The organism is Nocardia sp. NPDC005998 (genome assembly GCF_040614395.1).
Lineage (GTDB): Bacteria > Actinomycetota > Actinomycetes > Mycobacteriales > Mycobacteriaceae > Nocardia.
The window spans coordinates 15,622-41,044 of sequence record NZ_JBEXUI010000030.1; the positions used below are offsets into that span (position 1 = coordinate 15,622).

Below are 25,423 nucleotides of genomic sequence, written 5' to 3' on the forward strand. Positions count from 1 at the left end.
CCTCCACATCTATTTGTTAACACGTTAACAAATAGATGTGGAGTGTCAAGATCGTGCGATCACACCATCGAGCAATGCGGTGAGTCCGTAGTCGTAGTTCTCCCAGGGATGCGGCCAGTCGGCTGCCAGCGCGGCGATTGTGGGGGTCAGTTCCGAATCGGCTTCCATGATCATGCGCGTCTGACTGGACTGATTCGGATCGGAGCGGGCTCGATCGGACCCGCTCCGAATGGTGAGGACGCCGACCGTGAACTGCCACACCGCGCGGTATGCGGACGCCGCCTGCTCGCGGTCCAGGCCGCAGGCCAAGAATGCCTGCAAGATCTCCTCGACCACCCACAAGATCGCCTCGCTGGCAAGATCCCCGCCGACCAGGACACCCACCACCCAGGGGCGCGCGGCAAGGGTGTCGTACAGCAGCCGCCACAACGCCACCAGTCGCTGCCGCGGGTCTTCGGGTAGATCGGGCCGCCCGAGCTCACCCGCAACGGCGTCCAGCAGCGCCAGCAGCATCTCGTCCTTGTCGCGCACATGCCGGTAGATCGCCGTGGGAGAGCTCGACAGCCGATCCGCGACGCGGCGCATGGTCAACGCGTCGATACCTTCGGACTCCACGATCTGTTCTGCGGCCGCGACAACCGCCTCGCGGGACAGTCTGGCTGGCCGGCCCCGGCGCCGCATCGAGTCAGTCATCAGCACAGTCTGTCACCGCCACTGGGCAACGGTCTTGTCCTCGAACGCGCGCAAATGCCGCATACCGAGCGAACGATCCTAGCCGACGCTTGGGGTGCGTGCGGTGTTCTCCGATGCACTAGCGCAGCGCCGATCACCGCACGCCTGGTCGCGGCGCTGCTGCGCCTACGGCCCGCCCGCTCTGGCAACCTGGATCGAATCGGCTGTTGAGCTGCGGGTCCGTGGCCGTACTCGTTGTAGCAACCGCAGCAATATCGCGACCCCCAGGGGAGTCGCACCGCGCTTGCCAACGGTCAGCTCGGGCTCATCCCCGACAAGCGTCCACCGGTCGATCAGCTCGTCCTGGTCCAGCTCACACACCAGAGGCGCGCAAGCTACACCGAAATAGCTACTGCCACAGGCAATTTGCGGCAGGTAACACGATCTTGTCAGGCGAACCTCCGATGCCCGCCAGACCGGCCATAGCAGCACAGCGCATCGGCGGGCGACATCGGTGAGTTCGCTGTCGGGCTATTTGGCGACCGCGGCAAGCTTGGCCGAGACTGCTGCCGCGATGCGAGGCGTGAACCGAGCCAGTGCGTACATCAGGTGGGCTTCTGCGGCGATGGGGGCGACGCCGGTGTTGCGGTCGACGGCCTTGAGGATGTTGACCGCCACGCGTTCGGGTGTGTACCCACGTTTGGCGTAGAGGTCGCCGAGCTTCTTGCGCACCTCGTCTCCACCGTCACCCCGGATCGGGGAGTTGGCGGTGATGGGGGTGTTGATGACGCCGGGGCAGATCGCAGTGACTCCGATGCCGAGAGGCTTGAGCTCACTGCGCAGCGCCTCGGAGAACCCGCGCACCGCGAACTTGGTCGCGCTGTATGCCGTCAGGCTGGGGTTGGCCAGCAGGCCTGCAGCCGAGGCGACATTGACGACGTGGCCCTGGCCCCGCTGGACCATGTCCGGCACGAATGCGGTGCAGCCGTGCACGACACCCATCAGGTTGATCGAGACGAGCCACTCCCAGTCCTTGATGGTGGTGTCCAGGAAGCCGCCGAAAACTCCCACGCCAGCGTTGTTTACCAGAAGGTCGGGGGCGCCGAACCGCTCCCGTACCGAATCTGCGAAGGCCTCCATCTCGTCGACGGAGGAGACGTCGACCTTCGCGGTCAGGACGTCGCGGCCCAACTGTCGGGCCTGCTCCGCGGTCACCTCGACGGCTGCGAGGTTGATGTCGCACAGGGCGAGTGAGGCGCCCCTGCGCGCGCACAGCAGTGCGAGCTCGCGGCCGATACCGCTGCCCGCTCCGGTGATGACCACAGCACGGCCGCTGAGGTCCTTGGTCTTGAGGTGGTTCGTAGGAAGCATGACGGAACCGTAGGTGTGGGCGCCGCCGACCCGCTCGTGCGACAACGCCAGCATTTGCCTGGGCAGTTGTCGTCCCGCGACAGTAAGGTGCGCTGCATGGAGTCGGGTTGGCCACCGTTACAGGAACCGGAGTCGAAGCGCATCTGGGGCGCCGTGGTCGCCGGAGTCGCCGCCGACCTCGGTGCCCATGCCGCCGACCTTGCCGTCCGGGTGGCCGACCTGATGCGTGCGGAGTTACCGGAGTTCATCTCCGACGCCGAGGCTTACGACCAGCAGGTCGCTTCGGCGGAGGCGTCCCTCCGGGCGATCTCGGCGCAGCTCGAGCGCGGCGGTGACCCGCGAGCGGTGATCCTGCCAGCGGCCACGGTTGCGGTGGCGACAACAGGGGTGCACCGGCTGGTGGCGCTGACCCCGATGCTGCGCTCGTACCGGCTGGGCCACCAGGTCGTGTGGCAGTGGCTGCTGGCGCGGATCTCCGAGCGGACCCCGGAGCCCATCGTCCTGGCCAGGGCTGCAGATCTGCTTTCGGCCTGGTTGTTCGCTTTCGTCGATACCTCATCGAGCCTGGCTGAGCAGCTGTACGAGACCGAGCGCGACGAGTGGATGCGTAGCGCGATGGCGGCCCGGGTCGAGGCGGTCGAAGCGATCCTGTCCGGTCGCGAGTGTGACACGCGCCGGGCGTCGACGCGGCTCGGCTACGAGCTGGGGCGCCATCACGTTGGCGTGGTCGCGTGGATGGAGTCGGCACCGGAAGGTTCGGATCCGCAGCCGGCGCTCAACCGGCTGCTGCAACAGCTGGGCCAGCTGGTCGGTGCCGATGCCGTGTTGGTATGTCCGCGCGGTGCGAAGAGCAGCGTCGCCTGGATCAGTCGGGCTCGCGCGTTCGGCGACGGCGACCTCGGCAAGATCGCCATCGCGGTTGAGGCGATCACGCACGAGTTCGCCCCGCTGCTAGCGGTGGGCACCCCGGGCCGTGGGCTGACGGGCTTCCGGGCCAGCCAGACGCAGGCCGGCCATGCCCGGCGTGTGGCGACCCTGATCGGTGCCGCGACCGGCTCGGTGACCCGGTACGACGAGGTCGCGGTGGTCGCGATGGCCACGGTGGATCCTGAGCAGGCCAGGGCGCACGTCGTAGGTGTGCTGGGTGGCCTGGCCGCCGACGACGAGGCGACCTATCGGGTAGCCGAGACGCTGGCGATCTATCTCGAGGAGAACCACAGTCGCAACCGTGCCGCCGCGCGGCTGCACATCCACGCGAACACGGTCGCCTACCGAGTCCGGCAGGCCGAGAGCATCCTCGGTCACGCGATCGGGGGCGGCGATCTCGATCTCCGCGTGGCGCTGGCACTGCTGCCTGCCCTGCGGCGGCTCCCCTCCAGCTGACCTCACCCGTGAGTTGCGTACGGCGGCGCAATGTCGACGCCGCCCGCGCACGGGCAGGCGCCGGGAGAAACGCGAGTACACCGAGGACGCGGCCGTTCGGCATCTTCTCCACCTGGGAAAGCGCCCTCGGCGAGCCGGCTGTCGCGGCAGCACAGTGAGGCGACCGAAATCTGTCGTGGCTGACCGAGACGGCACCTGCCTGCGGTTCGTAGTGTCCTGCATCACAGGGCCACATGGCCCACCGACGATCGCCCAGGAGGCTGCCATGACCGTTGAGTCATCCGTGTATATCGAGCCCACCGAGCACCAGGTCGGCACCCTGGTCGAGGCGGCCCAGCAGACCACTGGCCCCGTGATCATGCTGAACCTGCTGAAGTTCAACGACGAGGGGGGCCGTGACAGCTACCTGCGCTACTCCCGTGACGTGCAGCCGCATCTGGAGCGCGTGGGTGCCTCGATCGTGTACGTCGGCAACGCCGGCAGCGTCGTCATCGGCCACCAGGGCGACGCTTGGTGGGACACGATCCTGCTGGTGCAGTACCCCTCGCGGTCTGCGTTCTTGGACATGGTCATGGACCCGGGCTACCAGGAGGTCAGCCAGCACCGCACTGCCGCACTGACCACCTCGGCGCTGGTGGCCACCGACCCGTGGCTGGTCGGCCTGTCGTGAGCACCGCGTTCGAGAACCGTCAGGTCGTAGTGGGCGATGTCAGATCGCCCGTGCTGGTGGGTGGTCCGCGCGACGCCTCGCCCACCGAGGCGGTGGTGTTCGTACACGGCAACCCCGGCGGCGGCGCCGACTGGCTTTCCCTGATGGCGCCCGTCAGCGAGTTCGCGCGGGTCATCGCCCCCGACATGCCCGGCTTCGCCCGCGCCGAAAAACGAGCCGACCAGGATTACACCGTCGCTGGTTACGCCCATCACCTCAACGGCGTCATCACGGCCTTCGGCTTGGAGCGCGTGCACCTGGTGGCGCATGACTTCGGCGGCCCGTGGGCGCTGACGTGGGCCGCTGACCATCCCGAGCAGGTCGCCAGCATCACCCTGGTCAACACCGGGGTGCTGCTCGACTACCGCTGGCACCGGCTGGCTCGGGTATGGCGACTCCCCCTGGTGGGTGAGCTGTTCCAGCGCGGTGCCGCCCCAGGGATGGTCAGGAGCCTGCTCCAACATGACAACCCCGGCCTGGACCGCCGGTGGGTGGCCAAATTGGCTGCGCACCTTCGGCCGTGGGGGACCAAGCGGGCCGTCCTGCGCCTGTACCGGTCCACCTCGGTTTCCTCGATGCCGCCCCTGGCCGCGGCGCTACGTCGCCACGACTTCCCCTGCCTGGTCGTCTGGGGCACCGCCGATGTCTACCTCCCCACGGAGCAAGCCGATCGGCAGCGCGAGCCGTTTCCGTCGGCGCAGATCCACAAGATCCCCGGTGCCGGGCACTGGGTGTGGCTCGAAGAGCCTGACCGCGTCGCCCACCATGTCCTGCCGCACCTGCGCAGCCAGGTTGGCGCGACCCGCCTGCACTCGCCTGAGCCCTGCAAGGAAAGCCAATGATCGACCCACCGACGACTACCCCTTGACCATCCTCGGTCGACCTGGAGAACCACCACTCGATCGCCCAGGCCGCCGTGATCGCCGTACCCGATGAGGCGCTGGGGCGAGCGCCCGCTCGCAGTCGTCGCACTGCGCGACGGCGCCATCGCCGGCGCACCCTCGCTGCGCCGCCATCTGGAGACCGAGTTCGCCAAGTGGCAGGTGCCCGAACAGTTCGAGTTCGTCCTGGCGATCCCCATCAACGCCACCGGCAAGTTCAAGAAGAACGAGCTTCGCACACCTACGGCAACGTCGACCGACCTGCCGCCGTCACCCCTCGAGAGGAACCGTCATGACACTCACCGCCGCACCGCAGCCTGCCACCACCAGCGCAGGTACGCCGCTGCCGCTGGTCGCCCTGCCCCAGGGCGAACTGCTGACCGTCAATTCCAACGACATCCCGCTGATCCGCGACGCTCTCGGTCCCGGCGTCCACTTCAAGCCGCTGCGCCTCGACCTCGAGACCGGCCAGTGGGTCGTGCTCGCGATCTTCGAGCCCGGCGCCGCGGTGCCACTGCACTACCACACCGGCATCGCCCAGGGGTACACCTTGGCGGGCCGCTGGCACTACCTGGAGTACCCGGACCAGATGCAGACCGCGGGCTCCTACCTCTACGAGCCGGCCGGCTCGGTGCACACCTTCGTATGCCCCGCGGACAACACCGAGGACACGGTGCTCCTGGCCTTCGTCGAGGGTGGCAACGTGAACTTCACCGAGGACGGTCACTTCCACTCCATCCTCGACGGCGTCACCATCCGGCACCTCACCGACACCCTCAGCCAGGCTCAGGGCCTCAACGGCGTGCAGTACATCGGTGGCGGGGCCGCCGGAGTCGTCAGCGTCAACGCCTGAGACACACCACGGCCACCTCGAGCACTGCGCCAGCCACCGGGAGGGCGGGCGCATGCACGAGGTGTTGGCCGCAGCATCGACCACGAAGACGAAGACCGGCCGGGAAACCCTCGCACCCAGCGCCTGGCCCTGCTCGACCGCATCTTTCTGCACCTGGAGCGCCGGGCGACCCCTGCGCACGTCGTATCCCTGTCTTCCAAATCCCCGAGGGATCCCCTGCGGCCTTCGTCGCCCCGACCGACCCCTTCAGCCAGTCTCTGACCCCCACCATCAAGTCCAGCTCACTGCCCACCAGCGTCCACTGATCGACCAGTTCGTCCTGATCACGGCGTGATCGCTGGCGGAAATAATTCCGCTCCGGCACAAGTTAGTTTCCATGGAAACCAAATTGCGGGATCGGCGATCGGGCCGGCACCGACCTTGAAGGAGGGCACCTCATGAGCACCATCGACTTGACTCCCACCGTCGATATCCGCCGCGCCGAGGACCGGTTCAAGTCCGACTTCGGCTGGCTGGATTCCAAGCACTCATTCTCCTTCGGACACCATTTCGACCAGGCCAACACTCATCATGGGCTGCTGCTGGTCAACAACGACGACATCGTGGATCCCGGTACGGGGTTCGACACCCATCCACACCGCGACATGGAGATCGTCACGTGGGTGCTGGAGGGCTCGCTGGTCCACCAGGACTCCACCGGCCACAACGGCGTGATCTACCCCGGCCTGGCCCAGCGCATGAGCGCCGGCACCGGCATCCTGCACTCGGAGAAGAACGACTCGTGGCGGCTCAGCGGCGACGCCCACAAGGACCCGGTGCACTTCGTGCAGATGTGGGTGGTGCCCGACGAGGCCGGTATCACCCCCGGTTACGAGCAGTTGGAGATCGAAGCGGAACTGCTGTCCGGCAGTCTGCTGCCGGTCGCCTCGGGTATGCGCAAACATGACGGCCACGCCGCGATCCGGATTCGGAACTCGCACGCGGCCCTGTACGCCGCGCGGCTCGCCCCAGGAGAGTCGGTGCACCTGCCCGACGCGCCGTTCCTGCACCTGTTCGTGGCCCGCGGCGCGGTGACACTGGAGGGTGCTGGCCCGCTGCATACCGGCGACGCGGTGCGCTTCACCGCTACCGGCGGCCAGCAGGTCACCGCGAGCGAGCCCGCCGAGATCCTGGTCTGGGAAATGCACGCCGGCGTCCAGTTCTGACCTTCGGTGCCCATCCACCGTCAGGGGACCGTTCAGCGGAGCACATGACCGCTCCCACCAGGACCTGCTCTCACACTCACCGAATTGATCGAGAACCGCCACTACGCCGGCTCGTCGACCGGTCGGCCACCGCGCTCGACGAAGCGGTATCGGCATCGCGACTGGCAGCCGTTGCGAGCCGCTGTGGTTGTCCCTAGTGGGGATGCCGCCGGCCGATTGGCCGGGGCCAGGATTCATGCCCGTCCTCGGGCGCGGAATTCGCCGGGTGAGTAGCCGGTTTCGCGGCTGAAGAACTTGCCGAAGTTGGTTGGTTCGCTGAAGCCGAGGCGTCGCCCTATGGTGGCGACTGGCAGGTCGGTATGGGCAAGCAGGCGTTTGGCTTCCAATGCGACTCGCGCGTCGATCAGCGCCTTGGCGGTGTGTCCGGTCGCAGCGGTGCAGGCCCGGTTGAGGCTGCGCAGCGAGTAGCCGAGTCGAGCGGCGTGCTCGGCGGCGTTGCGGGTGGTGGCGAACGAGCGCTCCAGCTCGTACTGGAATCGTTCGAACACCTCCCGGCGGACACCGTGGACCGACGGCGTGGAATCTGGGGCGGGTAGCCGGGCGAGGCGCAGCAGCAGCACGCCGAGCAGGTGTCGCAACAACGCCCCGGTGGCCTCGACTGCCTGCCGGTCGTGAATCGCCCGGTTGTATTCGGTCAGCAGCTCGGTCGCGGTGTGGCTGAGGCTGTCGCGGTCCGGTGGGACGAGAGTCCATGCGACCGGGCCGAACGGGCTCAACAGCTGCCCGGTGGTCTCCATCGCGGGTGGGAATGCCGGGGTGAACAGCACGACGAGTGCCTCCAGGGGTTCGAATGCGCTGCTCGGGTCTGTGGTGCGCGGCAGGCGCAGGACCCGGCCGGGGGAAATCTGGAACAGCTTGCCTGGCGTACAGGGGTGCTCGACGAAATCAATCATTATGACGCCGGTCCCGGCAGTGATCAGGAAGATCTGGTGGAAGTCCGTGCGGTGCACGGCGCTCAGCATCCGAGCCGGAAGCCTGCTGGTCAGCTGCGTATAAGTCAGGACCTCGATACCGGCCTGCGGGTGGTTCGGGTTGCTGAACCCGAACTCCGCGATCCCCGTCGCCGTGTCGAGCTGTCCGCTTTTAACCATAGTGTGGCCCGATCCTACCTCGCTCACGGCGACTAATGCGGGCGATGCTTGCTCCGCGCGGCCGACACCGGGTTTGCCGGCGTGAGAAGGGAAAGTGCGAGATGGACAACAAAGTGTTGGTACAGCAGGGCATTGGCGAATTGTTCGGCGCCGCAGGCCCCACGGCGGTAGACCGTTGGGTTGCCCCCGACTACCGGCAGCACAGTTCGCTGATCGCCGATGGGCGCGAGGCGCTGCGGGAATTGGTGGCGTCTCTGCCTGCCGACTTTCGTTACGAGCCGGTTCGGGTGATCGCCGATGGTGACCTGGTCGCGGTGCACGGCACGTATTACGGTCTGGGACCGAACCCACTGGTGGCCTTCGACCTGTTCCGCGTCGCCGACGGCAAGCTGGCTGAACACTGGGACGGCCTGACCCCCGTGGTCGACAACACGGCTAGCGGACGTTCCCAGACCGACGGCCCGAGCACTCCCGCGGACTTGGACAAGACCGAGGCCAATCGCAAGCTGGTGACCGAATTTGCCGAGCGGGTTCTGCGCGGTGCCGATTACTCGGTGCTGACCGATTACATCTCCACCCAGACCTACCACCAGCACAATCCCGAGGCCGCCGACGGTCTGGACGGCTTCGGCGCCGCCGCCGCAGCCTGGGCCCAACAGGGCAAGAACCTGGTCTACCGGACCATCCACCGCGTCGTTGCGGAGGGCGATCTGGTGCTCGTGCAGTCCGAAGGCGAGTTCGGCGAGCCGGTTGCCTACTGGGACCTGTTCCGCGTCGCCGACGGCAAGATCGTCGAGCACTGGGATGTGATCGCTCCCATCCCCGCCACCCTGCCGCACACCAACGGCCTTTTCTGAATCACGCGAAGGCGCGGCGGCGTTCTTGAACGCTTGGGCGCCGAACCCATGGCCGGGGGCCAGGCCACCTCGACCGGATCGCTGGTCATCGTGGGCGCGTCATGGTCGGACCTCACCAAATCGGCCACGGCTGCTGCTCCTTTCGCGGGATCGATCTTCTCGTTCGGACAATGGGCCACAAGACATTTGCGGGCGCTCGACTCCGCCAGTGGGCCGGGCCGCCGCGGCCGAACAGCGCGGCGGCCCACTGGCTGGTCGATAACGCGACGTGCACGCACCCGATTGCACCGGTCGGCAGCGCGGCATGTCGAGCCGCTCGTCTAAACCGGAAGCAGCGGGATGCCGTCGTAGGCGGTGACATCGTGCGCCGGCACCACCTGCATCGCGTCAGCCAGCGCGATCACGTGAAGCAACCCCTCGCGCACCCTCTTGGGATCGATGTCGGCGAGCGAGCGCATCAACAATGGCCGCTCGACGCGGCGGCGGATGCCGTCGAGCTGCCAGGTCAGGTCTCCAATGAAGGCGTATCGCTTGCCCGTCGGCAGCGTGACGAAGACGACCACCGAGCCGTTGGTGTGTCCGCCGGCGAGGGCGACAACCACCGAGCCGTCGCCGTGCACGTCGAAACTCGACGGGAAACCGAGATAGGAGGGGCCGTTGAACTGGTATTCGTGAATCTCGTGACCCGCGGACACGTCGCGGAACACTTGCGCGTCGCGCGCATGTCTCACGTATCGCAGCTCGCCCTCGTTGATCCAAATCGGGACCTGAAGGTCGCCGAGACCGCTGACGTGATCCCAGTGAGCGTGCGTCACCAGGACCCCGGCGAGGCAGCCCTGGTCATAGCCGCTGGATTTGAGTTGTTCGCTGACGGTGCTGGTCAGCCGGTGTGGGGCCCGCTGCATCCGAGGCAGGGCCTGGATGTGCGTCTCGAGGTCGGAGCCGAAACCCGCGTCGATCAGCAGGTCGCCTTTGGGATGTCGCACCAGGACCGCCGTAGCGGCGAAACGGCGCTTGTCGCGGAAAGACCCGCCCTTGAACGCGAAGGCCGCCCTGGTCTCGTAGGTCCCGGTCGGCAGTTGATAAATGGCCATGTCCGATGGCGGTGACGCCTCGGGAAGCGGTCCGGTCCAGGTCGGCGGCTCAGGAAGAGGTGACATGACTTCAGCCTGGACCGCTGGCTCCTCGATCGTCCAAGGCCGATTGGTCTCGCCCGATACCGAGAAGGTATCGTCGCCGGTAATGGACCTGAGGACGCTGCGGTATTTCGTGGTGGTGGCGGAGGAACTGCATTTCCGCCGCGCCGCCGCCCGCCTGCATATGACCCAGCCCCCGCTGAGCCGCGCCATCCGCCAACTCGAGAACGAACTGGGTTGCGAGCTGCTGCGCAGGTCTCCGAACGGCGTCGCCCTCACACCCGCTGGCGAGTCGCTGCACAAGGATGCGCGTGCCCTGCTCGCGCAGGCCGAACAAGCGCGCGCCCGTGCGGCGGCGGCCGCCGGAGCGGCGATCCTACGGCTGGGCACGCTCGCCGACAGCGCCGAGCAGGCCGGCGCCGCGCTGGCCGCCGCGTTCCGGCAACGGCACCCTGGAGTCGAGATCCGAATACACGAGGCCGACTTCGCCGATCCGACAGCGGGTTTGCGATCGGGCCTGGCCGATATCGCCTTGACCCGGACGCCTTTCGACCGGGCCGGCCTGACGACGAGGGTGCTCCAGTCCGACCCCATCGGAGTGGTGCTGCGATCGGACGATCCGCTCTCGGCGCGCCCGAGTCTGAGCCTCGGGGAACTCGTCGACCGGCGTTGGTTCCGCCTGCCAGACGACGCGGACCCAGCGTGGCGCGCGTACTGGATGCCCGTGAGTGGCGCGGGCTCCGACGGCCCGGTGGTTCGTACGATCCACGAATGCGTCCAGGCGGTGCTGTGGAATGACACCGTCGGGCTCACCTCGCTCGGGCACTCGATGCCGCCCGGGCTGACGGTCGTCCCCCTGCTGGACATGCCGCCTAGCCACCTGGTGATCGCGTGGAAGACCGACGACCGCAACCCCTTGGTCCGTTCGTTCACCCGTGTCGCCGAGGGCATCTACCGCGGGCGTCGATGATCGACCGGCTCGGACGATGACGCGCACCAACAAATGTCCATCGGCGAAATGCGCGGCGAGTCAGCTGAAGTTGCGGCGGTAGGCGAGGGGACCGACGCCGGTTGTGTCCGGGAGGCTGGTCAGGCCGAATCGATCAGGGGGCGGACGTGGTGGGCGGCGTCGGCGTCATCGCGCCATGTGCAGGCGAGGCCGAAGGCGGCTACTCGGCCGGTGGCGAGGACGGTGTGCACTGCGGCCGATACCACGGAGAGGGTGGGGCCGCCGGGGGCAGGGATGAGGAGTCCGGGGAGATCGTCGGGGTTGATGACGTCGAAGTCGAGGTGTAGGTAGAGCGGGCCGTCCGGGAGGTCGCCGAGGTCGTCGACGGGGCGGTGTCGGATCCGCGCGGTGCGCAGGTACTCCGCTTCCGGCGGGTCGAGGTCGCGGCCGCCGACCAGGACGGCGCGCTCTTCGGCGATGTCGCGCAAGCCGATTCGGTCGGCGAGCAAATGGCGGCCGTACCCGACGAGCATGCGCAGGGGGAATCCGCCGAGGTATCCGGAGGTAGAGGTCTCCATGGTCTGGACGTCACCGTGTGCGTCGAACCAGACGAGTGCCGGATCCAACCCGGCCCGTTGCAACCCGGCCACGGTGGCGAGCGCGGTCGTGCAATCTCCGGACGCGACCACCGCCCGTTCACCCCCGCGCACCGACTCCGCGACCCGATCCGCCACAGCGTCATAGAGCACGGCCATCCGAGCCCACGGATCGTCGATCTTCGGCAGCACGGCCGTCACCACCGCGTCCGGACTGATGGGAGCATCGAGCTTTGGCCGATACTCGTCGAGGTGGTACGGCACGAGCAAGCGCATCTTCGCGAGCCTAATTCAGCGTTGAGCGGCGTGCCACTGAATTACCGCGCGCCGGAACTCAGCACTCTGCTGACGTATAGGGGCCTGCTTCAGGCAATGAAGCAGGCCCGTGAACGGCCTTCAGCGGGTCGAGCCGACCGATACGGATTGATACCCGCCAGCGCGCACCGCATCGGTGATGAGCGTCCGAACGTCGCGGGGTGCGGTCGGCAGCAGCTCGGGTAGGTCGGTGTCGGACGACTCGAGCAGACCCGCACCGAGGTTGGCGAACAAGGACAGCGTATGCGTGATCTGATACGGCTCTAATCCGCTGCCCTGCAACATATTCCGCATTTCGGTCAGGGAGATGGGCAGATAGTTCACCGGGCGGCCCATGGATCCGCTCAGTATTTCGGCAATATCCGAACCACCGATCGCGGTGACACCCGCGAGCTCGTATACCTTGCCCGCATGCCTGCTACGCCGCCCCGCAGCGAGATCGCGGTCGGTCTCCGCGGACACCCGCACGGCTACCTCGGCAAGATCCTCGCGCGCCACCACCGAGATCCGACCCGTGCCGAACGGCGCTGCGAATACACCGGATTCGGCGGATGCGGCGGCACCCGCGACGGCGAGACCAACGGGCACCTCGGCGTAGAGGCCGTTGCGCAGGATGGTTACCTCGAAAGGCGCTGCGGCCAGCCGTTTTTCGGTCCAGCGATGCGGCAGGGCGATGGTCATCAGATCGCCGGAACCCGCAAGACTCGTATAGATTACGTGCCGGACCCCGGCCGCGGCGGCCGCATCGACCACCGCACCGTGGCGCCCGATCACGACATCGTCCTCGGCATATCCGGCGGAGATCATGACCAGTACGTCGACGCCGCGCAGCCCCGCGGTCAGCGCGGCCGGATCGTCGAAATCTATTCGGCGCGTTGCAGTGTCGTCGCCAGAGCGGCTGCCCGCCACCACTGTCAGGTCATCGCGGGTGGACAGTCCGCGGTAGACGAGGCCACCCAGGGATCCGGAGATGCCGGTTACCAGGATCATCGGAACACTCCCGATTGTTGTAGTTGCTGAAACTCGTCCCAGCATCGGCGCTCGCGCATCGCGGCATAAGGAGGCACTTTCATGTCGGTCACGAACACGGCGGTCACCGCGCAGGTGGCGGGCACTATTCCCGAGGGCCCCTGTGGCGATGACGACTGCGGCATTCGCGATGTGCTCGACCGGCTCGGCGATCGGTGGACGGTCTTGGTGATCGTGGAGTTGAGCAAGGGGGTGCGGCGGTTCCGCGAATTGGAGCGGGCGATTCCGGGGATCTCGCAGCGGATGCTGACACTGACCACCAAGCGGCTGTGCCGTGACGGCATGGTCGAGCGGATCGCCTATCCGACGATTCCACCGCAGGTGGAGTACCGGCTCACCGAGACCGGACGCAGCCTCGCCGCGGCGATCGGTGCGCTCGCCGACTGGTCACGTGAGCACCGAGACGTCATCACCTCGGCCCGGCAACGCTGGGACGTCGAACACGGCGTCGACGGAACCGAATGACGCCGTGATTGTCGTCGCGGGGCGGTTGAATAGATAGAAGTACCCGTACGGATAGGGAGGTTCCGATGACGCTTTCCGCCGGTGCACTACTCGACGGAATCCAGGCCGAACTGGCCCCGCGCGATAGCGATAACCGCTTGCTCCCGCTGATCACGACGGGCCAGGCGCCGCAGGCGGTCTTCGCGGCGATCGCGGCGGAGGAACAGCGCATTACCAGCAGCGATTTGCGCAGCTTCCACGCCATGGCGGCGCGGACGGACGAACCGAACGCCATGGCCTTCTTCGGCGGGCTCCCGCCAGGCGAGCAGCAGGCGCATGATCTGCTGGACGCGCTGGTGGATGCGGTGGGACCCGACCAGGGCATGGAGTTGCCCAGAGCGGGCTGCCAGGCCTATCCGGCCTACGTCGCCTGGTTGGCGCTGCACGCCGAACCCTCTGCTGCCGCAGCGGGCATCTACTCGAATTTCACCGCATGGGGCCGCTACTGCAAGGCAGTCGCCGAGGCAATGCGCACCCACTACGATTTCGACGACTCCGCATGCGCGTTCTTCGACTTTTTCGCTGCCGATGTCCCCGAGATCGAACAGCGGGTCCTTGCCGCCATCCAAGCCGGACTCGACACCGGGCGGCTGAAGCCGGAGGAGGCGCATTTGTACGCAAGGCTGTTCCAGAACTACGAACTCATGTTCTGGAACACCCTCGCCGATGAATTCTCGGCATAGCCCTAACGCCGCTCACTGAGCTGCTGAGTCCCCGTGATACGCAGCAGTTCCAGCGCCGAAGCAGCCGGAGTGCCGGGTGCCGCCGAGTAGACGACAACCGCTTGGTCGGTCTCGGGCACGAAAAGCGCATCGCAATCGAGCACCATCCGTCCGACCTCGGGATGATCGATGGTCTTGGTGGCACTGCGCCAGTTCCCGGTCCGTCCCTCGCGCCACAGCCACTCGAATCGCTCACTGCGCGAACATAATTCGGTGATCATGCGAGCCAGGTCCGGATCGTTGGGATACGTGGCCTTGGCGCTGCGCAGCGAGGCTACCCAGGACTCCGCCGCCGCCTCGGCCTCCTCGGGGGTGAACACCACACGCGAGGGCTCGGTGCCGAGAAACGACTGCCAGATGATATTCCTCCGCGCGGGCGACCACGCGGAGAAGTCGCCGAGCAGCGCCGCTGCCATCGAATTCCAGGCCAGTACATCGGCTTTCGCGGAAATCACCAGCGCGGGCAGATCGGCCATCCGGTCCAACAGCCGCAACACGCTCGGCCGCACCACCATGGCGATACGCCCCTCCTGCGGCGGCGCCGAACCGGCGAGCCGGAACATCAGATCCCGTTCGATGTCCTCGAGCCGCAGCGCGCGGGCCAGTGCGCCGAGCACCGCGGCGGACGGGCGTGGTCCCCGGCCCTGTTCGAGGCGGACCACATAGTCCACGCTGACACCGGCGAGCTGGGCGACCTCCTCCCGCCGCAACCCGGGCACCTGACGGCGCGCGCCGTTGGGCAGTCCGACATCGCCCGGCCGCACCCGAGCACGGGCCTGGCGCAGCAGTGCGGCGAGTTGGGTGCGATCCATGCCTCGATGATGCCGCAGTGCCCAGCCGCCGGGGTGGTACTGCCGGTCCCAGGAGTTCTCGGCCCTGGAGCCGCACCAGTGTGGTGGTCAAACTCGAGCCATGAGCAACACGACTACAGCGCTGGTGACCGGGGCGAACAAGGGACTCGGCCGCGAGACGGTGCGCAGGCTGGCCGAACTCGGCTGGCAGGTCTTCCTCGGTGCCCGCGACGCGGACCGCGGCAAGGCCGCCGCCGTCGATCTCGCCGAACAGGGCTTACATGTCGAATTCGTCCAGCTTGACGTGACCTCCGCCGCGTCGATCGCGGCCGCCGTCGAGGCCATCGCGCGCCGGACACCGCACCTGGATGTGCTGATCAACAATGCGGGTATCGGCGGCACCCGCGCCACGCCCGCCGACACCGTGGCCGCCGATTTCCGAAATGTCTTCGAGACCAACGTTTTCGGGCCGGTGCAGGTGACCCACGCCTTCCTGCCGCTATTGCGCGCCGCCACGCACCCGCGCATCGTGATGGTGTCCAGCGGCATCGGTTCGATTACCAATACCTCCGATCCGAGCCGGATCGAATCGCAGATCCTCGGGCTGGTCTACCCCTCCTCGAAAACCGCGCTGAACATGATCACCACGCAGTACTCCCGCGAGCTGCCACAGATGCGCGTCAACGCCGCCGATCCGGGTTACACCGCAACGGATTTGAACGGGAATTCGGGCCATCAAACGGTTACCGAGGGCACCGATGCCATCGTGCACCTGGCGACGATCGGACCGGACGGACCCACCGGCGGGTTCTTCAACCGTTTCGGCGCCGTTCCCTGGTGAACGCCGAGCCCGGGGCTCAGCGGTCCGCTAGCTGACAGACCCACTGACCGTCGTCGCCGCAGACGCAGAAGTAAGGGCCCTGGTTCTGAGATTCTCCGGCCTGACACTCCGGCGTCGGACCCGAGGGCGGAGGTTGAGCCATGGCGACCGGACCGGACACCATCACGAGGCTGCCGAATACCGCGGCAAGCGCGGATCCGAAGAACCGATTCGACTTGGCGCGCATGGTCGCTCCCCTCAGTCGACGGCTATCTCCCTTGCACTATGTCCATTGGCTCGAGCCACTCGGGAGCCGATGAAACCCACACGGCACTTTCGAAACACGCCTTAGACGCCTCCGTGCCCCCGTTCGTTGCAGACCCACTTGCCGTCCTGACCGCAGTTGCAGTCGTAGGGGCCTTGGACCTCAAAATCTCCGGGCTTGCACTCCATCGTCGGATCCGAAGACGGAGGTTCAGCCATGGCGACTGGACCGGACACCATCATGAGGCTGCCGAATACCGCGGCAAGCGTGGATGCGAAGAACTGATTCGACTTAGCGCGCATGGTTGCTCCTTCAGTCGGCGGCTATCTCCAATGCGCTATTTCCTGTGACCTGACGCCATACGTCGATTCCCGCTGTCAAGTACGCGAACCACCTCCATCTTCCCATACCGATCGGTTTCGACCACAGCCTTCAGCGAGCCCCACCATTGACGTACAGCGTCTGACCGCTGACATAGGATGCCTCGTCACTGGCCAGGAATGCGATCACCGCCGCGACCTCCTCGGGCTGTCCAACCCGCCCTAGCGGCGTCCGCTCGGCCACGGCCTGCTGATGCGCCTCGGCACTGAGCCCGACCCTATTCGCCGTCGCGGCCGTCATCGCGGTGGCGATATAGCCGGGTGCGACGGCATTGACATTGATGTTGTACGGCCCGAGCTCGATGGCGAGCGTCGCGGTCAGGCCCTGGATGCCCGCCTTGGCGGCGGCATAGTTCGCCTGACCGCGATTGCCGAGCGCCGAGCGACTCGACAGCGAGACGATCTTGCCGTAGCGCTGGGCGACCATGTACTCCTGAGCCGCCTGGGTGCAGTGGAAGACACCGGTCAGGTTGACCGAGAGCACCGCGTTCCAGTCGTCTTCGGACAATCGGAAGAACAGATCGTCGCGGGTGATGCCCGCATTATTGACCAGAATGTGCGGACCGCCGAGATCGGTTGCGATCTCGGCGAATACCGATTCCACCGAGGCGCGCTCGGTGACGTCGCAGACGTAGCTGCGGGCCGCGCCGCCCGCCGCGATTATCTGCTTCGCGGTGTCCTCGGGTGCATTGCGGTCGAGCACCGCGACCTGCGCGCCCTGTGCGGCCAGCAGTTGTGCGGTGGCCGCGCCGATGCCCTGGGCCGCGCCGGTGACAACGGCGACCCGGTCGGTGAATCTGGTCATCTGACGTCCTCCTCGGGAGTAGTGAACGGCGGTCATCAGAATGCGCTCACCCCGGTGAGCGCACGTCCGATCAACAGCTTCTGAATCTGGCTGGTGCCCTCGTAGAGGGTCATGACCTTCGCGTCGCGCAGATATTTACCGACCGGGAATTCGTCGATATATCCGTAGCCGCCGAAGACCTGCAGCGCCCGATCGGCCGCGCGCACCGCGGCCTCACTGGCGAACAATTTGGCCTTCGACGATTCCACCGCGAATTCGGCGCCGCGGTCGATGAGATCGGCGACCCGCCACACCAGCAGCCGCGCCGCGTCCACATCGAGGGCGATATCGGCGAGCAGTTCCTGGACCAGTTGGTGGCCCGCGATCGGCTTGCCGAATTGTTCGCGCTCGGTGGCGTATCCGACGGCGGCGTCCAAGCAGGCCTGCGCGATGCCGACGCAGCCAGCGGCCACCGACATCCGCCCCTTGGCCAGCGCCGCCATCGCGACGGTGAAACCCTTGCCCGCGTCGTGCAGTCGGGCGCTGTCAGGGATGCGGACGCCGTCGAGCACAAGTTCGGCGGTGGCCTGTCCGCGCAGTCCGAGCTTTCCGTGGATGGTGCGGGCGGTGAAGCCGGGGGAGTCGGTCGGGACCAGGAATGCGGTGATGCCGCGGTGTCCCTCGCCACCGGTGCGGGCGAAGACGAGAGCGATATCGGCCCAAGTGCCGTTGGTGATGAACATTTTGGTCCCGGACAACACCCAGTTGTCGCCGTCACGAACGGCGCGCGTGCGCAACTGTGCCGCGTCGGAGCCGGTTCCGGGTTCGGTGAGGGCGAAGCAACCCAGTGCGGCGCCCGTGGTGAGGCGCGGCAGCCATGTGCGCTTCTGCTCGTCGGTGCCGTAATGGTTGATCGATTTGGTGACCAAACCCAAAGAGACCGAGACGATTCCACGCACGGCGGAATCGCCGCGCCCGAGTTCCTCCAGGACCAGACAGTAGGTGAGGTGGTCACCGCCGCTGCCGCCGTACTCCTCGGGAATGGTCAGGCCGAGGAAGCCGAGTTCACCCAGTTTGGACACGATCTTGGGATCCACGGATTCGGCCCGGTCCCATGCGGTGGCGTGCGGGGCGATCTCACGGTCGACGAAATCCGCCGCGAGCTGCTGAGCGGCGGCCTGTTCGTCGCTGAGTTCCAGGTTCATCACGACTCCCGGCTGCTAAAACTAACGGTGAAAGTTTCTGCCATGCTAACCCTCGATAAACTAACGATGCAAGTTTGTTGTCGCGGGTATTCGCCGTGCGACACTGGATTGGATCTACCAGGAGGTTTTCATTGGGCAGACCGCGTCGACCCTTGCTCAGCCGCGACCGCATCGTGTCGGCCGCGCTGGATCTGGTTGATGCCGAAGGCCTGGAAGCGGTATCGATCCGCAGACTCGCCACCGAACTCGGCGTACAGGGCCCCTCGCTCTACAACCATGTGGCCACCAAGGACGATCTGCTCGACGCGATGGTCGACGCCGTACTCGGGCGGATCGACCTGTCGATGTTCACCGATATCTCGGATTGGCAAGTTGCGCTGCGAGATTGGGCAAGATCGTATCGCGCAGCGCTGGCGGCGCACCCGAAGTTGGTGCCCGCCTTGAATCACGGCATGGGCCGACGACCGAACGCGTTGCGGCAGGCCGATGCGGTGTTCGGAGGTTTGGTGGCGGCGGGCTGGCCGCGGCGAGATGCGACCCAGGTGGGTGCGCTGATGCGGTTCTTCGTCACCGGATCCACGCTCGGATCGTTCGCGGGCGGGTTCCCCGAGGATGCGGCCGTCTATCGCGGGAACTACCCGCATCTGGACGAGGCGCATCTGCTGTCGGGGCGCCAGCGCGATATTGATGACGCCGCATTCGAGACCGGGCTGCGCGCATTGCTGGACGGATTGGCGTTGCGCTTCGCGGAACTGGAAGGCGCGGCGCGGGGACGTTAACGCGGGCCGTGCGCGGCCAGCCAGTCCGGGAATTCGCTGAGATCGCGCACAATGCATTCGGCTCCCGCGGCCCGCAACTGCTCGGCATCGCAGGGACCCGTCGTGACCCCGAGCGCGTAGACCTCGGCTGCCCGTGCGCCACGCATATCGCCCTCGTGATCGCCGACGAACAGATCGGCTCCGTGTTCGCGCAATGCGACCGCCTTGCCGTCCGACCAGAGATCACCGACCACCTCGTCGATCCGCCAGTCCAGTTCTTCGACGTGCAGTCGCGCCAGCGGCTCGTGCTTACCGGTCACGATGAGCACCCGCCCGCCGCGCGCACGTACCGCCGCAAGGGCGGCGTCGGCACCCGGCATGGCCGGAATGTGGGGCACGATCGACGGATAGATCTCCCGGTAGCGGGCCACTAGCGGCGCAATCAACTCCTGGGGCGCACCGGCATCGGCCAGCAGCATCCCCAGCGGCGGACCGAGCCGGTCGGCGAACTCGGCCCCACGCAGCGCCAGCCCGAACTCCGCACCCAACTGGTCGATCGCCTTGCTCACGCCCGGGCGAGAGTCGATCAGCGTCATATCGAGGTCGAAGCCAACGGTCCAGCTCACAATTGGACCCTATCGTCGGCGCCCGATCGACGGCGCTGCGGCTCCACTGGTTAACCAACGCAGGCGCTGCGAAGATCAATGGAGGGGAACATTCCCGCAGTCGGTGCGAAACCGCTCATGGAACCGGCGGGCGAATTTACAGTTGACCGACGAGCGAACAGCTCCGGTCTGTATCGCGGAGGACGAGATGACGAGCCAGCAGGGCCAGCCACTCGTGGTGGGGTCGCTGTTCGGGCACTACCGGTTGGATCGGCTGATCGGTCGCGGCGGCATGGGCGAGGTCTACCAGGCCTACGACATGCGCAAGCGCCGCACTGTCGCGATCAAGGTGCTGCTGGAAAAGCTCGCGCTGGACCATGGGTACCGCGAACGCTTCCAGCGCGAGGCCGATGCCGCCGCGCGGCTGCGGGAACCGCATGTCATCCCGATTCACGATTACGGCGAGATCGACGGCCACCTCTACATCGATATGCGATTGGTGGACGGTGCCAGCCTGGTGTCGGTGTTGCGCACCAACGGGCCGATGGCGCCGGAGGATGCGGTTTCGGTGATCCGTCAGATCGCCGCCGCATTGGATGCCGCGCACGCTGAGGGACTGGTCCACCGTGATGTCAAACCGGACAATATCCTGCTCACGCCGGATGGCTTCGCCTATCTGGTCGATTTCGGTATCGCCCATTCGAGTGCCGATCATCGGCTGACGACCCATGGTGCGGTGATCGGTTCGTTCAGTTATATGGCGCCGGAGCGATTCCGGGCCGAGCACACCACACGCGCGGTCGATGTCTATTCCTTGGCGTGTGTGCTGTACGAATGCCTCACGGGCGCAAGGCCTTATCCAGGTAGCACCGATGCCCAGATCATCAGCGCGCATCTGTTCGAGCCGGTGCCGCGACCGAGCATGATCCGGCCGAATGTATCGCCCGCGCTCGATACCGTCGTCGCCCGCGGCATGGCCAAAAATGTGCGCGAACGTTTCGGCGCCGCCGGTGAACTCGCGAGCGCCGCACAGGCGGCGCTGACGAGCGTCGCAGCCCTTGACGAGGGGCGCACACAGACCTCGGTAACGCCTGGACCGGCCACCGGTGTGCACGATGCCGTCGCTGATCGAACATCGAATGCCACAGGGGGAATGGGTGATTCACCCGCTGCCGGGCTCCTCGATGCAGAGCATGCCCATCCCGAGACGCAGCCCACCGATTCCCGGTCCACCGGCGACCAGAAAACAGGTGCCCCGAAGCGCGGACGGCGTCGCCGTGCCGTCGTCGCACTCATCCTGACCGTCGCCGCCATCATCGCCGCCGGAACCGGATTCGGGGTGTGGACATTGCTCGGTGATCGCAAAGGTACCGCGCTCGCCGATGCCAGCGCGTTGCGTGGCGCGGATATCGACCTACTGAAGATCGTCGCCGAGACCGGCCGCAAACGTTCCACCTGCCAGCACGAGCAGCCCGACACCTCCACCACCGTCGCGGTCATCTTCTGCGCCGAGCACCCCGCGGCCAGTGAACCTGCGGCCCGATACATGCGTTTCCGCCGCCTCGACGACTTGCGCGACTACTACAACCTGCTGGTGCGCACCTTCCAGGCCAAGAACTGCCCCGGTGACCCCGCCGGATCGGACGGCCCCTCGATCCTCGATGGCAAGGAGATCGGCCGCAAGGCCTGTGTCGCCAACCGTGCGGAAACACCGAACGCGCCGAAGCCATCCGTGCTGATGACCGATGAAACCCAACTGGCACTGGCATTCTTCATCTGGCCGACACCGAGTGACGAACCGCTGCGCGATTACCTGGCCAAGTTCACCGGGTCGCAGTTCCTGACCAACGAAACCGCCCGTGACCCGGACTATTTCACCCCGGAGGACCGCGCGGTCTTCAGTCGGCTCGGCAACGACTATCGGCCGACGAACTGTTCACACATGTCCCCGCCCGGCGGCACGGTGAACGCCGCCATCGAGTGCAGTACGCCGGCCGATTATCCGTCCGCCGTCTTCTTCGGATTCCCCGACACCCAGTCGGCCCAGACCCTGTACCGAGCCGACGTCGGCCTGCTCGGTGGACACGTCTGTGGTGGCGGCGGCGGCGCCGACGACGTATGGGGCACAGCGAGCAACCCGATCGGCCGCTTGTTCTGCTTCCTGGACAGCGATCCAAAACTCGGTACCCGGACCTGTCTGGTCGCCGTGCACGACGACGCACACCTGATTGCCCAATTCTGCACACTCCTACCGGAGAATCCGCTTCCCGGTCCGAAAACCGAAGCCCAACTGCTGAATTGGTTCGATAAGCACTTCCGCTAGTTCTGTGGCGCGAGGGAATCAGTCGTCGCAGCGGGTGCCGCGGTCGGGGACCACGCCGTCGAAGAAGTATCCGACGGCGATGGCGTCGATGCAGGCAGAGCCGTTATCGAAGGCGATATGCCCCTCGTGTTTGCGGACAACGAGCACCGCGTCGGCGAGTTCCTCGGCGACATGCTGCGCCTCCGTCAGCGGGGTAGCCGGATCGCCGGTGTTGTTGAGCAGCACGATGGTCGGTGCGCCGATCGCGTGCGCGGCCTTCGACATGCTCGTCGGCGGCACCGGCCAGAACAGGCACAGCGGTGCGCTGAAGGCCCGGTTCCGGCCGAACAGCGGCGAGGTGACCTCGGCCAGATCGGCATTGTGCTGGAGTTCGGCCAGAATCTGCTCCTCGGACTTCGAGCGGTAGCTCTTGGGATCATCGTTGGCGCACTGCACCGCCCAGAAGGCGGGTTGCGAGGAGGTGTAGCGGCCGGTGTTACTACGGCCGACATAGCCGTCGGCGAGTCGGGCGAGTCCGGTGCCATCGCCCTGCAGCGCATCGGCGAACGCCCGCTCGAACACCGGCCAGATTGCTTCGTCATAGGTAGCCTCGAAGATGCCGAGCACCGCCAGATTCGAGCCGAGCTTGCGGCCGTCCTTGGTCGGAATCGGGTTCTTGTCCACGCGATCGATCAACTCGCGCAGCTTGCGCATGGCGATATCGGGATCGTGGTCAAGTGGGCAATCCGGGCGTGCGGCACAGGCGTTGAGCATGTCGCGCACGGTCCGGTCTTGTGCCCAGAGCCGGGTCGGATCCGGCGGTTCGGGATCGGGGGTGAAATCCCAGCGATCCGTCGTTCGGCTCGGATCGTCGATCGAATCGAGCATCATGCGCCCGACATGCGCCGGAAACCGGTCGGCGTAGTACTGGCCGAGCCGGGTGCCGTAGGAAAAGCCGAAGTAGTTGAGCTTGTCCTCGCCGAGGGCCGAACGCATGATGTCCATATCCTGCGTAACGAATTCGGTGCCGAGGAAGCCGAGAACTTTGCCCGTATGGCGCAGGCAGGCGGCTGCATAGCGCTTATGCGCGTCGGCGACTTGGCGCACGCCCGCCGCATCGGTCGGGGTGAAGTCGGTGGCGAGGTAGTCGTCCATTTCCTTATCGCTGAGGCAGCTGACCGCGGCGGTGCGGCCGACGCCGCGCGGATCGAAACCGACCAGGTCGTAGCGGATACGGAATTTGCGCAGGCCCGTATCCTTCGGATTCAGCGCGTAACGCACCTGTTCGTAGCCGGATTCGCCGGGCCCGCCGGGATTCGCGGTGAGAACACCGAGACGTGCCGCCGGATTGGTAGCGCGCAGTCGGATCAGCGGCATGTCGATGGCCATAGCGCCGGGATCGGCATAGTCCACGGGTACTCGGATCGAACCGCATTCGGCCGCGCCGTTCTCGCACGGCTGCCAGTCGATGCGCTGGGCCATATAAGCCTCGACCGTCGGCAGCGGCTGCACGACCACCGGCGTGCCGGGCACGGTCAACAGGCTCGCACAGCCCGTCGTGATGAGCAGCAGTGCGGCCAGCGCGGGGAAGATCCGATACCGATACCGCATGGTGTGGGACCCCCCTGGTTACTGCGCGATTGCCCCGACGCAGCGTCTGTCCTCCAGCGAGGCGTACGCCGAAGGCGATGAAACCATCTTCCCACTATTGATCCCGGCAGTGGCGCATGTCGTGAAAGCGACACCGGTAGCGTGGATGCCGCGAACGGGGAGAAAGGTCGGACATGACAGCCGATCCGAATCAGCGAATTCTCGAACTCGTGGCGCGGACCGCAGCCACGGTGCCCGCGTACCGGGCATTTCTCGATGAACACGGTATCGATGCGGAGAAGATCACCGATACCGCGGCGTTCCAGCAGCTGCCGTTGACGACCAAGGCCAACTATCACCAGCGCTATCCGCTACCGCAGCGATGCCGCGGCGGTGATCTGAGCAATTGCGATCTGATCGCGGTGTCCTCGGGATCGACTGGTACGCCGACGTTTTGGCCGCGCGCCGCCGCGGATGAGGCGGCATCGGTGCGCCGCTTCGAGCAGGTACTCGTCGACGGATTCGGCGCCGCGCAGGCGCGCACGCTGGCGGTGGTGTGCTTTCCGCTCGGGACCTGGGTCGGCGGGCTGTACACGCTGTCGTGTCTGCGGGCGTTGGCCGGGGATCTGCCGCTGACGATCGTCGCGCCGGGTAATAACAAGGCCGAGATCCTGCGAGTGATCCCGGAGTTGGGCGGGCATGTCGATCAGGTTGTGCTGCTGGGCTATCCGCCGTTTCTCAAGGACGTGATCGATACCGGCCTGCGCGCTGGCATCGAATGGTCGCGCTATGCAGTCAAACTTGTGCTGGCCGGTGAGGTGATCAGCGAGCAGTGGCGCGATCTGATGGCGCGGCGGGCGGGTCTGGATCCGGTACGGGATGTGGCCGCGCTCTATGGGACCGCTGATGGGGGAGTGCTCGGCAATGAGACGCCGTTGAGCGTGCGGATCCGCAGACTTCTGGGCGAGCATCCCGCCGGGGTGGAACTGTTCGGCACGCGGCGGCTGCCGACGCTGCTGCAATACGATCCGGCGGATCGATATTTCGAATCCGTCGACGGCACACTGGCCTTCACCGCCGACTCCGGAGTTCCGCTGATCCGGTATCACATCGCCGATGACGGTGGGGTGGTCTCGCATGCCGATATGCTCGCGTTCTGCGCCGCGCACGGCCTCGATCTCGGTACCGATACCGGGCCCGAACTGCCGTTCGTGTACGTATTCGGGCGCACACTGCACGCGGTATCGGTATTCGGCGCGAACGTCTTTCCAGAGACAGTGACGATCGGACTGGAACAGCCCGAAGTCAGTGAATGGGTGACGGGCAAATTCGTGCTGGAGGTGTGGGAGAACGCCGACCACGACCGGATGCTGCGCGTCACCGTCGAACTGGTCCCCGATGCGGCGAACACCCCCGAACGCACCCGCTGCGTCGCCGCATCCATCCGCGATGAACTGCTGCGCCGCAATAGCGAATACGCACATTACGTGCCACCCGAACGTCAACTCCCACACGTCGAACTGCGTCCCACCGGAGACCCCGACTACTTCCCATTCGGTGTCAAACACCGCTACACCCGCTGAGTCCGGG

24 protein-coding genes and 1 pseudogene are annotated in these 25,423 nt (G+C 66.3%); 14 read left to right on the plus strand and 11 right to left on the minus strand.

Features of this window, described 5'->3' with window-relative positions; genetic code table 11:
• Window positions 1-45: 45 nt before the first annotated feature.
• A complete protein-coding gene (locus ABZ293_RS30505) occupies window positions 46-693 on the minus strand; it encodes a TetR/AcrR family transcriptional regulator (RefSeq protein ID WP_355186253.1) in 648 nt (215 codons plus the stop codon).
• 510 nt (window positions 694-1,203) lie between these two features.
• The gene (locus tag ABZ293_RS30510) at window positions 1,204-2,043 is read right to left on the minus strand and encodes an SDR family NAD(P)-dependent oxidoreductase (RefSeq protein WP_355186255.1); all 840 of its coding nucleotides are present in this window, start codon (window positions 2,041-2,043) and stop codon (window positions 1,204-1,206) included.
• A gap of 96 nt (window positions 2,044-2,139) precedes the next feature.
• On the opposite strand from ABZ293_RS30510, the gene ABZ293_RS30515 reads away from it, so the two are divergent.
• From ABZ293_RS30515 to ABZ293_RS30540, 6 genes and pseudogenes are all read left to right on the plus strand, one after another.
• Window positions 2,140-3,426, plus strand: a complete 1,287-nt coding sequence (locus tag ABZ293_RS30515; protein WP_355186257.1) for a helix-turn-helix domain-containing protein — start codon at window positions 2,140-2,142, stop codon at window positions 3,424-3,426.
• 265 nt (window positions 3,427-3,691) lie between these two features.
• Entirely contained in the window at window positions 3,692-4,096 is a 405-nt protein-coding gene (locus ABZ293_RS30520; protein ID WP_355186259.1) for a DUF1330 domain-containing protein, read from the plus strand.
• Window positions 4,093-4,977 carry an alpha/beta hydrolase gene (locus ABZ293_RS30525; protein ID WP_355186261.1) on the plus strand — a complete coding sequence of 295 codons (885 nt, stop codon included), beginning with the start codon at window positions 4,093-4,095 and terminating at the stop codon, window positions 4,975-4,977. Before ABZ293_RS30520 ends, ABZ293_RS30525 begins: the two co-directional genes overlap by 4 nt.
• 90 nt (window positions 4,978-5,067) lie before the next feature.
• Window positions 5,068-5,172, plus strand: a pseudogene (locus ABZ293_RS30530) (hypothetical protein); the annotation flags it as partial.
• Between the two features lie 136 nt (window positions 5,173-5,308).
• Window positions 5,309-5,869 (plus strand): 2,4'-dihydroxyacetophenone dioxygenase family protein, encoded by a 561-nt coding sequence (locus tag ABZ293_RS30535; RefSeq protein WP_355186263.1) that lies wholly within the window; start codon window positions 5,309-5,311, stop codon window positions 5,867-5,869.
• 437 nt (window positions 5,870-6,306) lie between these two features.
• A complete protein-coding gene (locus ABZ293_RS30540) occupies window positions 6,307-7,074 on the plus strand; it encodes a pirin family protein (protein ID WP_355186265.1) in 768 nt (255 codons plus the stop codon).
• 233 nt (window positions 7,075-7,307) lie between these two features.
• Here the strand turns inward: ABZ293_RS30540 and ABZ293_RS30545 are convergent, their stop codons facing one another.
• Window positions 7,308-8,225 (minus strand): helix-turn-helix transcriptional regulator, encoded by a 918-nt coding sequence (locus ABZ293_RS30545; RefSeq protein ID WP_355186267.1) that lies wholly within the window; start codon window positions 8,223-8,225, stop codon window positions 7,308-7,310.
• A 101-nt stretch (window positions 8,226-8,326) separates the two neighbouring features.
• On the opposite strand from ABZ293_RS30545, the gene ABZ293_RS30550 reads away from it, so the two are divergent.
• A complete protein-coding gene (locus ABZ293_RS30550) occupies window positions 8,327-9,082 on the plus strand; it encodes a nuclear transport factor 2 family protein (RefSeq protein WP_355186269.1) in 756 nt (251 codons plus the stop codon).
• 320 nt (window positions 9,083-9,402) lie between these two features.
• On the opposite strand, the gene ABZ293_RS30555 is transcribed toward ABZ293_RS30550, so the two are convergent.
• Window positions 9,403-10,242: an MBL fold metallo-hydrolase gene (locus ABZ293_RS30555; protein ID WP_355186271.1), complete on the minus strand. Its 840-nt coding sequence runs from the start codon at window positions 10,240-10,242 to the stop codon at window positions 9,403-9,405.
• On the opposite strand from ABZ293_RS30555, the gene ABZ293_RS30560 reads away from it, so the two are divergent.
• Entirely contained in the window at window positions 10,241-11,188 is a 948-nt protein-coding gene (locus ABZ293_RS30560; protein WP_355186273.1) for a LysR substrate-binding domain-containing protein, read from the plus strand. The genes ABZ293_RS30555 and ABZ293_RS30560 overlap by 2 nt on opposite strands.
• Window positions 11,189-11,307: 119 nt before the next feature.
• On the opposite strand, the gene ABZ293_RS30565 is transcribed toward ABZ293_RS30560, so the two are convergent.
• Window positions 11,308-12,039 (minus strand): arginase family protein, encoded by a 732-nt coding sequence (locus tag ABZ293_RS30565; protein WP_355186274.1) that lies wholly within the window; start codon window positions 12,037-12,039, stop codon window positions 11,308-11,310.
• A gap of 120 nt (window positions 12,040-12,159) precedes the next feature.
• On the minus strand, window positions 12,160-13,068 hold the full coding sequence (locus ABZ293_RS30570) for an NmrA family NAD(P)-binding protein (RefSeq protein ID WP_355186276.1): 909 nt from the start codon (window positions 13,066-13,068) through the stop codon (window positions 12,160-12,162).
• A gap of 81 nt (window positions 13,069-13,149) precedes the next feature.
• On the opposite strand from ABZ293_RS30570, the gene ABZ293_RS30575 reads away from it, so the two are divergent.
• Window positions 13,150-13,572 carry a helix-turn-helix domain-containing protein gene (locus ABZ293_RS30575; RefSeq protein ID WP_355186278.1) on the plus strand — a complete coding sequence of 141 codons (423 nt, stop codon included), beginning with the start codon at window positions 13,150-13,152 and terminating at the stop codon, window positions 13,570-13,572.
• Between the two features lie 65 nt (window positions 13,573-13,637).
• Entirely contained in the window at window positions 13,638-14,294 is a 657-nt protein-coding gene (locus ABZ293_RS30580; protein WP_355186280.1) for a hypothetical protein, read from the plus strand.
• Window positions 14,295-14,296: 2 nt separating this feature from the next.
• On the opposite strand, the gene ABZ293_RS30585 is transcribed toward ABZ293_RS30580, so the two are convergent.
• Window positions 14,297-15,145: a helix-turn-helix transcriptional regulator gene (locus ABZ293_RS30585; RefSeq protein ID WP_355186282.1), complete on the minus strand. Its 849-nt coding sequence runs from the start codon at window positions 15,143-15,145 to the stop codon at window positions 14,297-14,299.
• Between the two features lie 100 nt (window positions 15,146-15,245).
• Here ABZ293_RS30585 and ABZ293_RS30590 point away from each other — a divergent pair, with 100 nt between their 5' ends.
• Complete coding sequence (locus tag ABZ293_RS30590; RefSeq protein ID WP_355186284.1) at window positions 15,246-15,965, plus strand: SDR family NAD(P)-dependent oxidoreductase; 720 nt, start codon at window positions 15,246-15,248, stop codon at window positions 15,963-15,965.
• Window positions 15,966-16,641: 676 nt separating this feature from the next.
• Here the strand turns inward: ABZ293_RS30590 and fabG are convergent.
• Window positions 16,642-17,394: a 3-oxoacyl-ACP reductase FabG gene (fabG, locus tag ABZ293_RS30595; protein ID WP_355186286.1), complete on the minus strand. Its 753-nt coding sequence runs from the start codon at window positions 17,392-17,394 to the stop codon at window positions 16,642-16,644.
• Window positions 17,395-17,429: 35 nt separating this feature from the next.
• Window positions 17,430-18,578, minus strand: a complete 1,149-nt coding sequence (locus ABZ293_RS30600) for an acyl-CoA dehydrogenase family protein (protein WP_355186288.1) — start codon at window positions 18,576-18,578, stop codon at window positions 17,430-17,432.
• A 131-nt stretch (window positions 18,579-18,709) separates the two neighbouring features.
• On the opposite strand from ABZ293_RS30600, the gene ABZ293_RS30605 reads away from it, so the two are divergent.
• Entirely contained in the window at window positions 18,710-19,357 is a 648-nt protein-coding gene (locus tag ABZ293_RS30605; protein ID WP_355186290.1) for a TetR/AcrR family transcriptional regulator C-terminal domain-containing protein, read from the plus strand.
• Here ABZ293_RS30605 and ABZ293_RS30610 read toward each other — a convergent pair.
• Complete coding sequence (locus tag ABZ293_RS30610) at window positions 19,354-19,962, minus strand: HAD hydrolase-like protein (protein ID WP_355186292.1); 609 nt, start codon at window positions 19,960-19,962, stop codon at window positions 19,354-19,356. The genes ABZ293_RS30605 and ABZ293_RS30610 overlap by 4 nt on opposite strands.
• 187 nt (window positions 19,963-20,149) lie before the next feature.
• Between ABZ293_RS30610 and ABZ293_RS30615 the strand changes: the two genes are divergently transcribed.
• Window positions 20,150-22,264 carry a serine/threonine-protein kinase gene (locus ABZ293_RS30615; RefSeq protein ID WP_355186294.1) on the plus strand — a complete coding sequence of 705 codons (2,115 nt, stop codon included), beginning with the start codon at window positions 20,150-20,152 and terminating at the stop codon, window positions 22,262-22,264.
• Window positions 22,265-22,282: 18 nt separating this feature from the next.
• On the opposite strand, the gene ABZ293_RS30620 is transcribed toward ABZ293_RS30615, so the two are convergent.
• The gene (locus tag ABZ293_RS30620) at window positions 22,283-23,854 is read right to left on the minus strand and encodes an alpha/beta hydrolase (protein WP_355186296.1); all 1,572 of its coding nucleotides are present in this window, start codon (window positions 23,852-23,854) and stop codon (window positions 22,283-22,285) included.
• Between the two features lie 173 nt (window positions 23,855-24,027).
• On the opposite strand from ABZ293_RS30620, the gene ABZ293_RS30625 reads away from it, so the two are divergent.
• A complete protein-coding gene (locus ABZ293_RS30625; RefSeq protein WP_355186298.1) occupies window positions 24,028-25,416 on the plus strand; it encodes a hypothetical protein in 1,389 nt (462 codons plus the stop codon).
• Window positions 25,417-25,423 lie beyond the last annotated feature (7 nt).

Coding starts and splice junctions, on each gene's coding strand:
- ABZ293_RS30505 (WP_355186253.1), bottom strand. CDS start 693: ATGACTGACTCGATGCGGCGCCGGGGCCGGCCAGCCAGACTGTCCCGC.
- ABZ293_RS30510 (WP_355186255.1), bottom strand. CDS start 2,043: ATGCTTCCTACGAACCACCTCAAGACCAAGGACCTCAGCGGCCGTGCT.
- ABZ293_RS30515 (WP_355186257.1), top strand. CDS start 2,140: ATGGAGTCGGGTTGGCCACCGTTACAGGAACCGGAGTCGAAGCGCATC.
- ABZ293_RS30520 (WP_355186259.1), top strand. CDS start 3,692: ATGACCGTTGAGTCATCCGTGTATATCGAGCCCACCGAGCACCAGGTC.
- ABZ293_RS30535 (WP_355186263.1), top strand. CDS start 5,309: ATGACACTCACCGCCGCACCGCAGCCTGCCACCACCAGCGCAGGTACG.
- ABZ293_RS30540 (WP_355186265.1), top strand. CDS start 6,307: ATGAGCACCATCGACTTGACTCCCACCGTCGATATCCGCCGCGCCGAG.
- ABZ293_RS30545 (WP_355186267.1), bottom strand. CDS start 8,225: ATGGTTAAAAGCGGACAGCTCGACACGGCGACGGGGATCGCGGAGTTC.
- ABZ293_RS30550 (WP_355186269.1), top strand. CDS start 8,327: ATGGACAACAAAGTGTTGGTACAGCAGGGCATTGGCGAATTGTTCGGC.
- ABZ293_RS30560 (WP_355186273.1), top strand. CDS start 10,241: ATGACTTCAGCCTGGACCGCTGGCTCCTCGATCGTCCAAGGCCGATTG.
- ABZ293_RS30555 (WP_355186271.1), bottom strand. CDS start 10,242: ATGTCACCTCTTCCTGAGCCGCCGACCTGGACCGGACCGCTTCCCGAG.
- ABZ293_RS30565 (WP_355186274.1), bottom strand. CDS start 12,039: ATGCGCTTGCTCGTGCCGTACCACCTCGACGAGTATCGGCCAAAGCTC.
- ABZ293_RS30570 (WP_355186276.1), bottom strand. CDS start 13,068: ATGATCCTGGTAACCGGCATCTCCGGATCCCTGGGTGGCCTCGTCTAC.
- ABZ293_RS30575 (WP_355186278.1), top strand. CDS start 13,150: ATGTCGGTCACGAACACGGCGGTCACCGCGCAGGTGGCGGGCACTATT.
- ABZ293_RS30580 (WP_355186280.1), top strand. CDS start 13,638: ATGACGCTTTCCGCCGGTGCACTACTCGACGGAATCCAGGCCGAACTG.
- ABZ293_RS30585 (WP_355186282.1), bottom strand. CDS start 15,145: ATGGATCGCACCCAACTCGCCGCACTGCTGCGCCAGGCCCGTGCTCGG.
- ABZ293_RS30590 (WP_355186284.1), top strand. CDS start 15,246: ATGAGCAACACGACTACAGCGCTGGTGACCGGGGCGAACAAGGGACTC.
- fabG (WP_355186286.1), bottom strand. CDS start 17,394: ATGACCAGATTCACCGACCGGGTCGCCGTTGTCACCGGCGCGGCCCAG.
- ABZ293_RS30600 (WP_355186288.1), bottom strand. CDS start 18,578: ATGAACCTGGAACTCAGCGACGAACAGGCCGCCGCTCAGCAGCTCGCG.
- ABZ293_RS30615 (WP_355186294.1), top strand. CDS start 20,150: ATGACGAGCCAGCAGGGCCAGCCACTCGTGGTGGGGTCGCTGTTCGGG.
- ABZ293_RS30620 (WP_355186296.1), bottom strand. CDS start 23,854: ATGCGGTATCGGTATCGGATCTTCCCCGCGCTGGCCGCACTGCTGCTC.
- ABZ293_RS30625 (WP_355186298.1), top strand. CDS start 24,028: ATGACAGCCGATCCGAATCAGCGAATTCTCGAACTCGTGGCGCGGACC.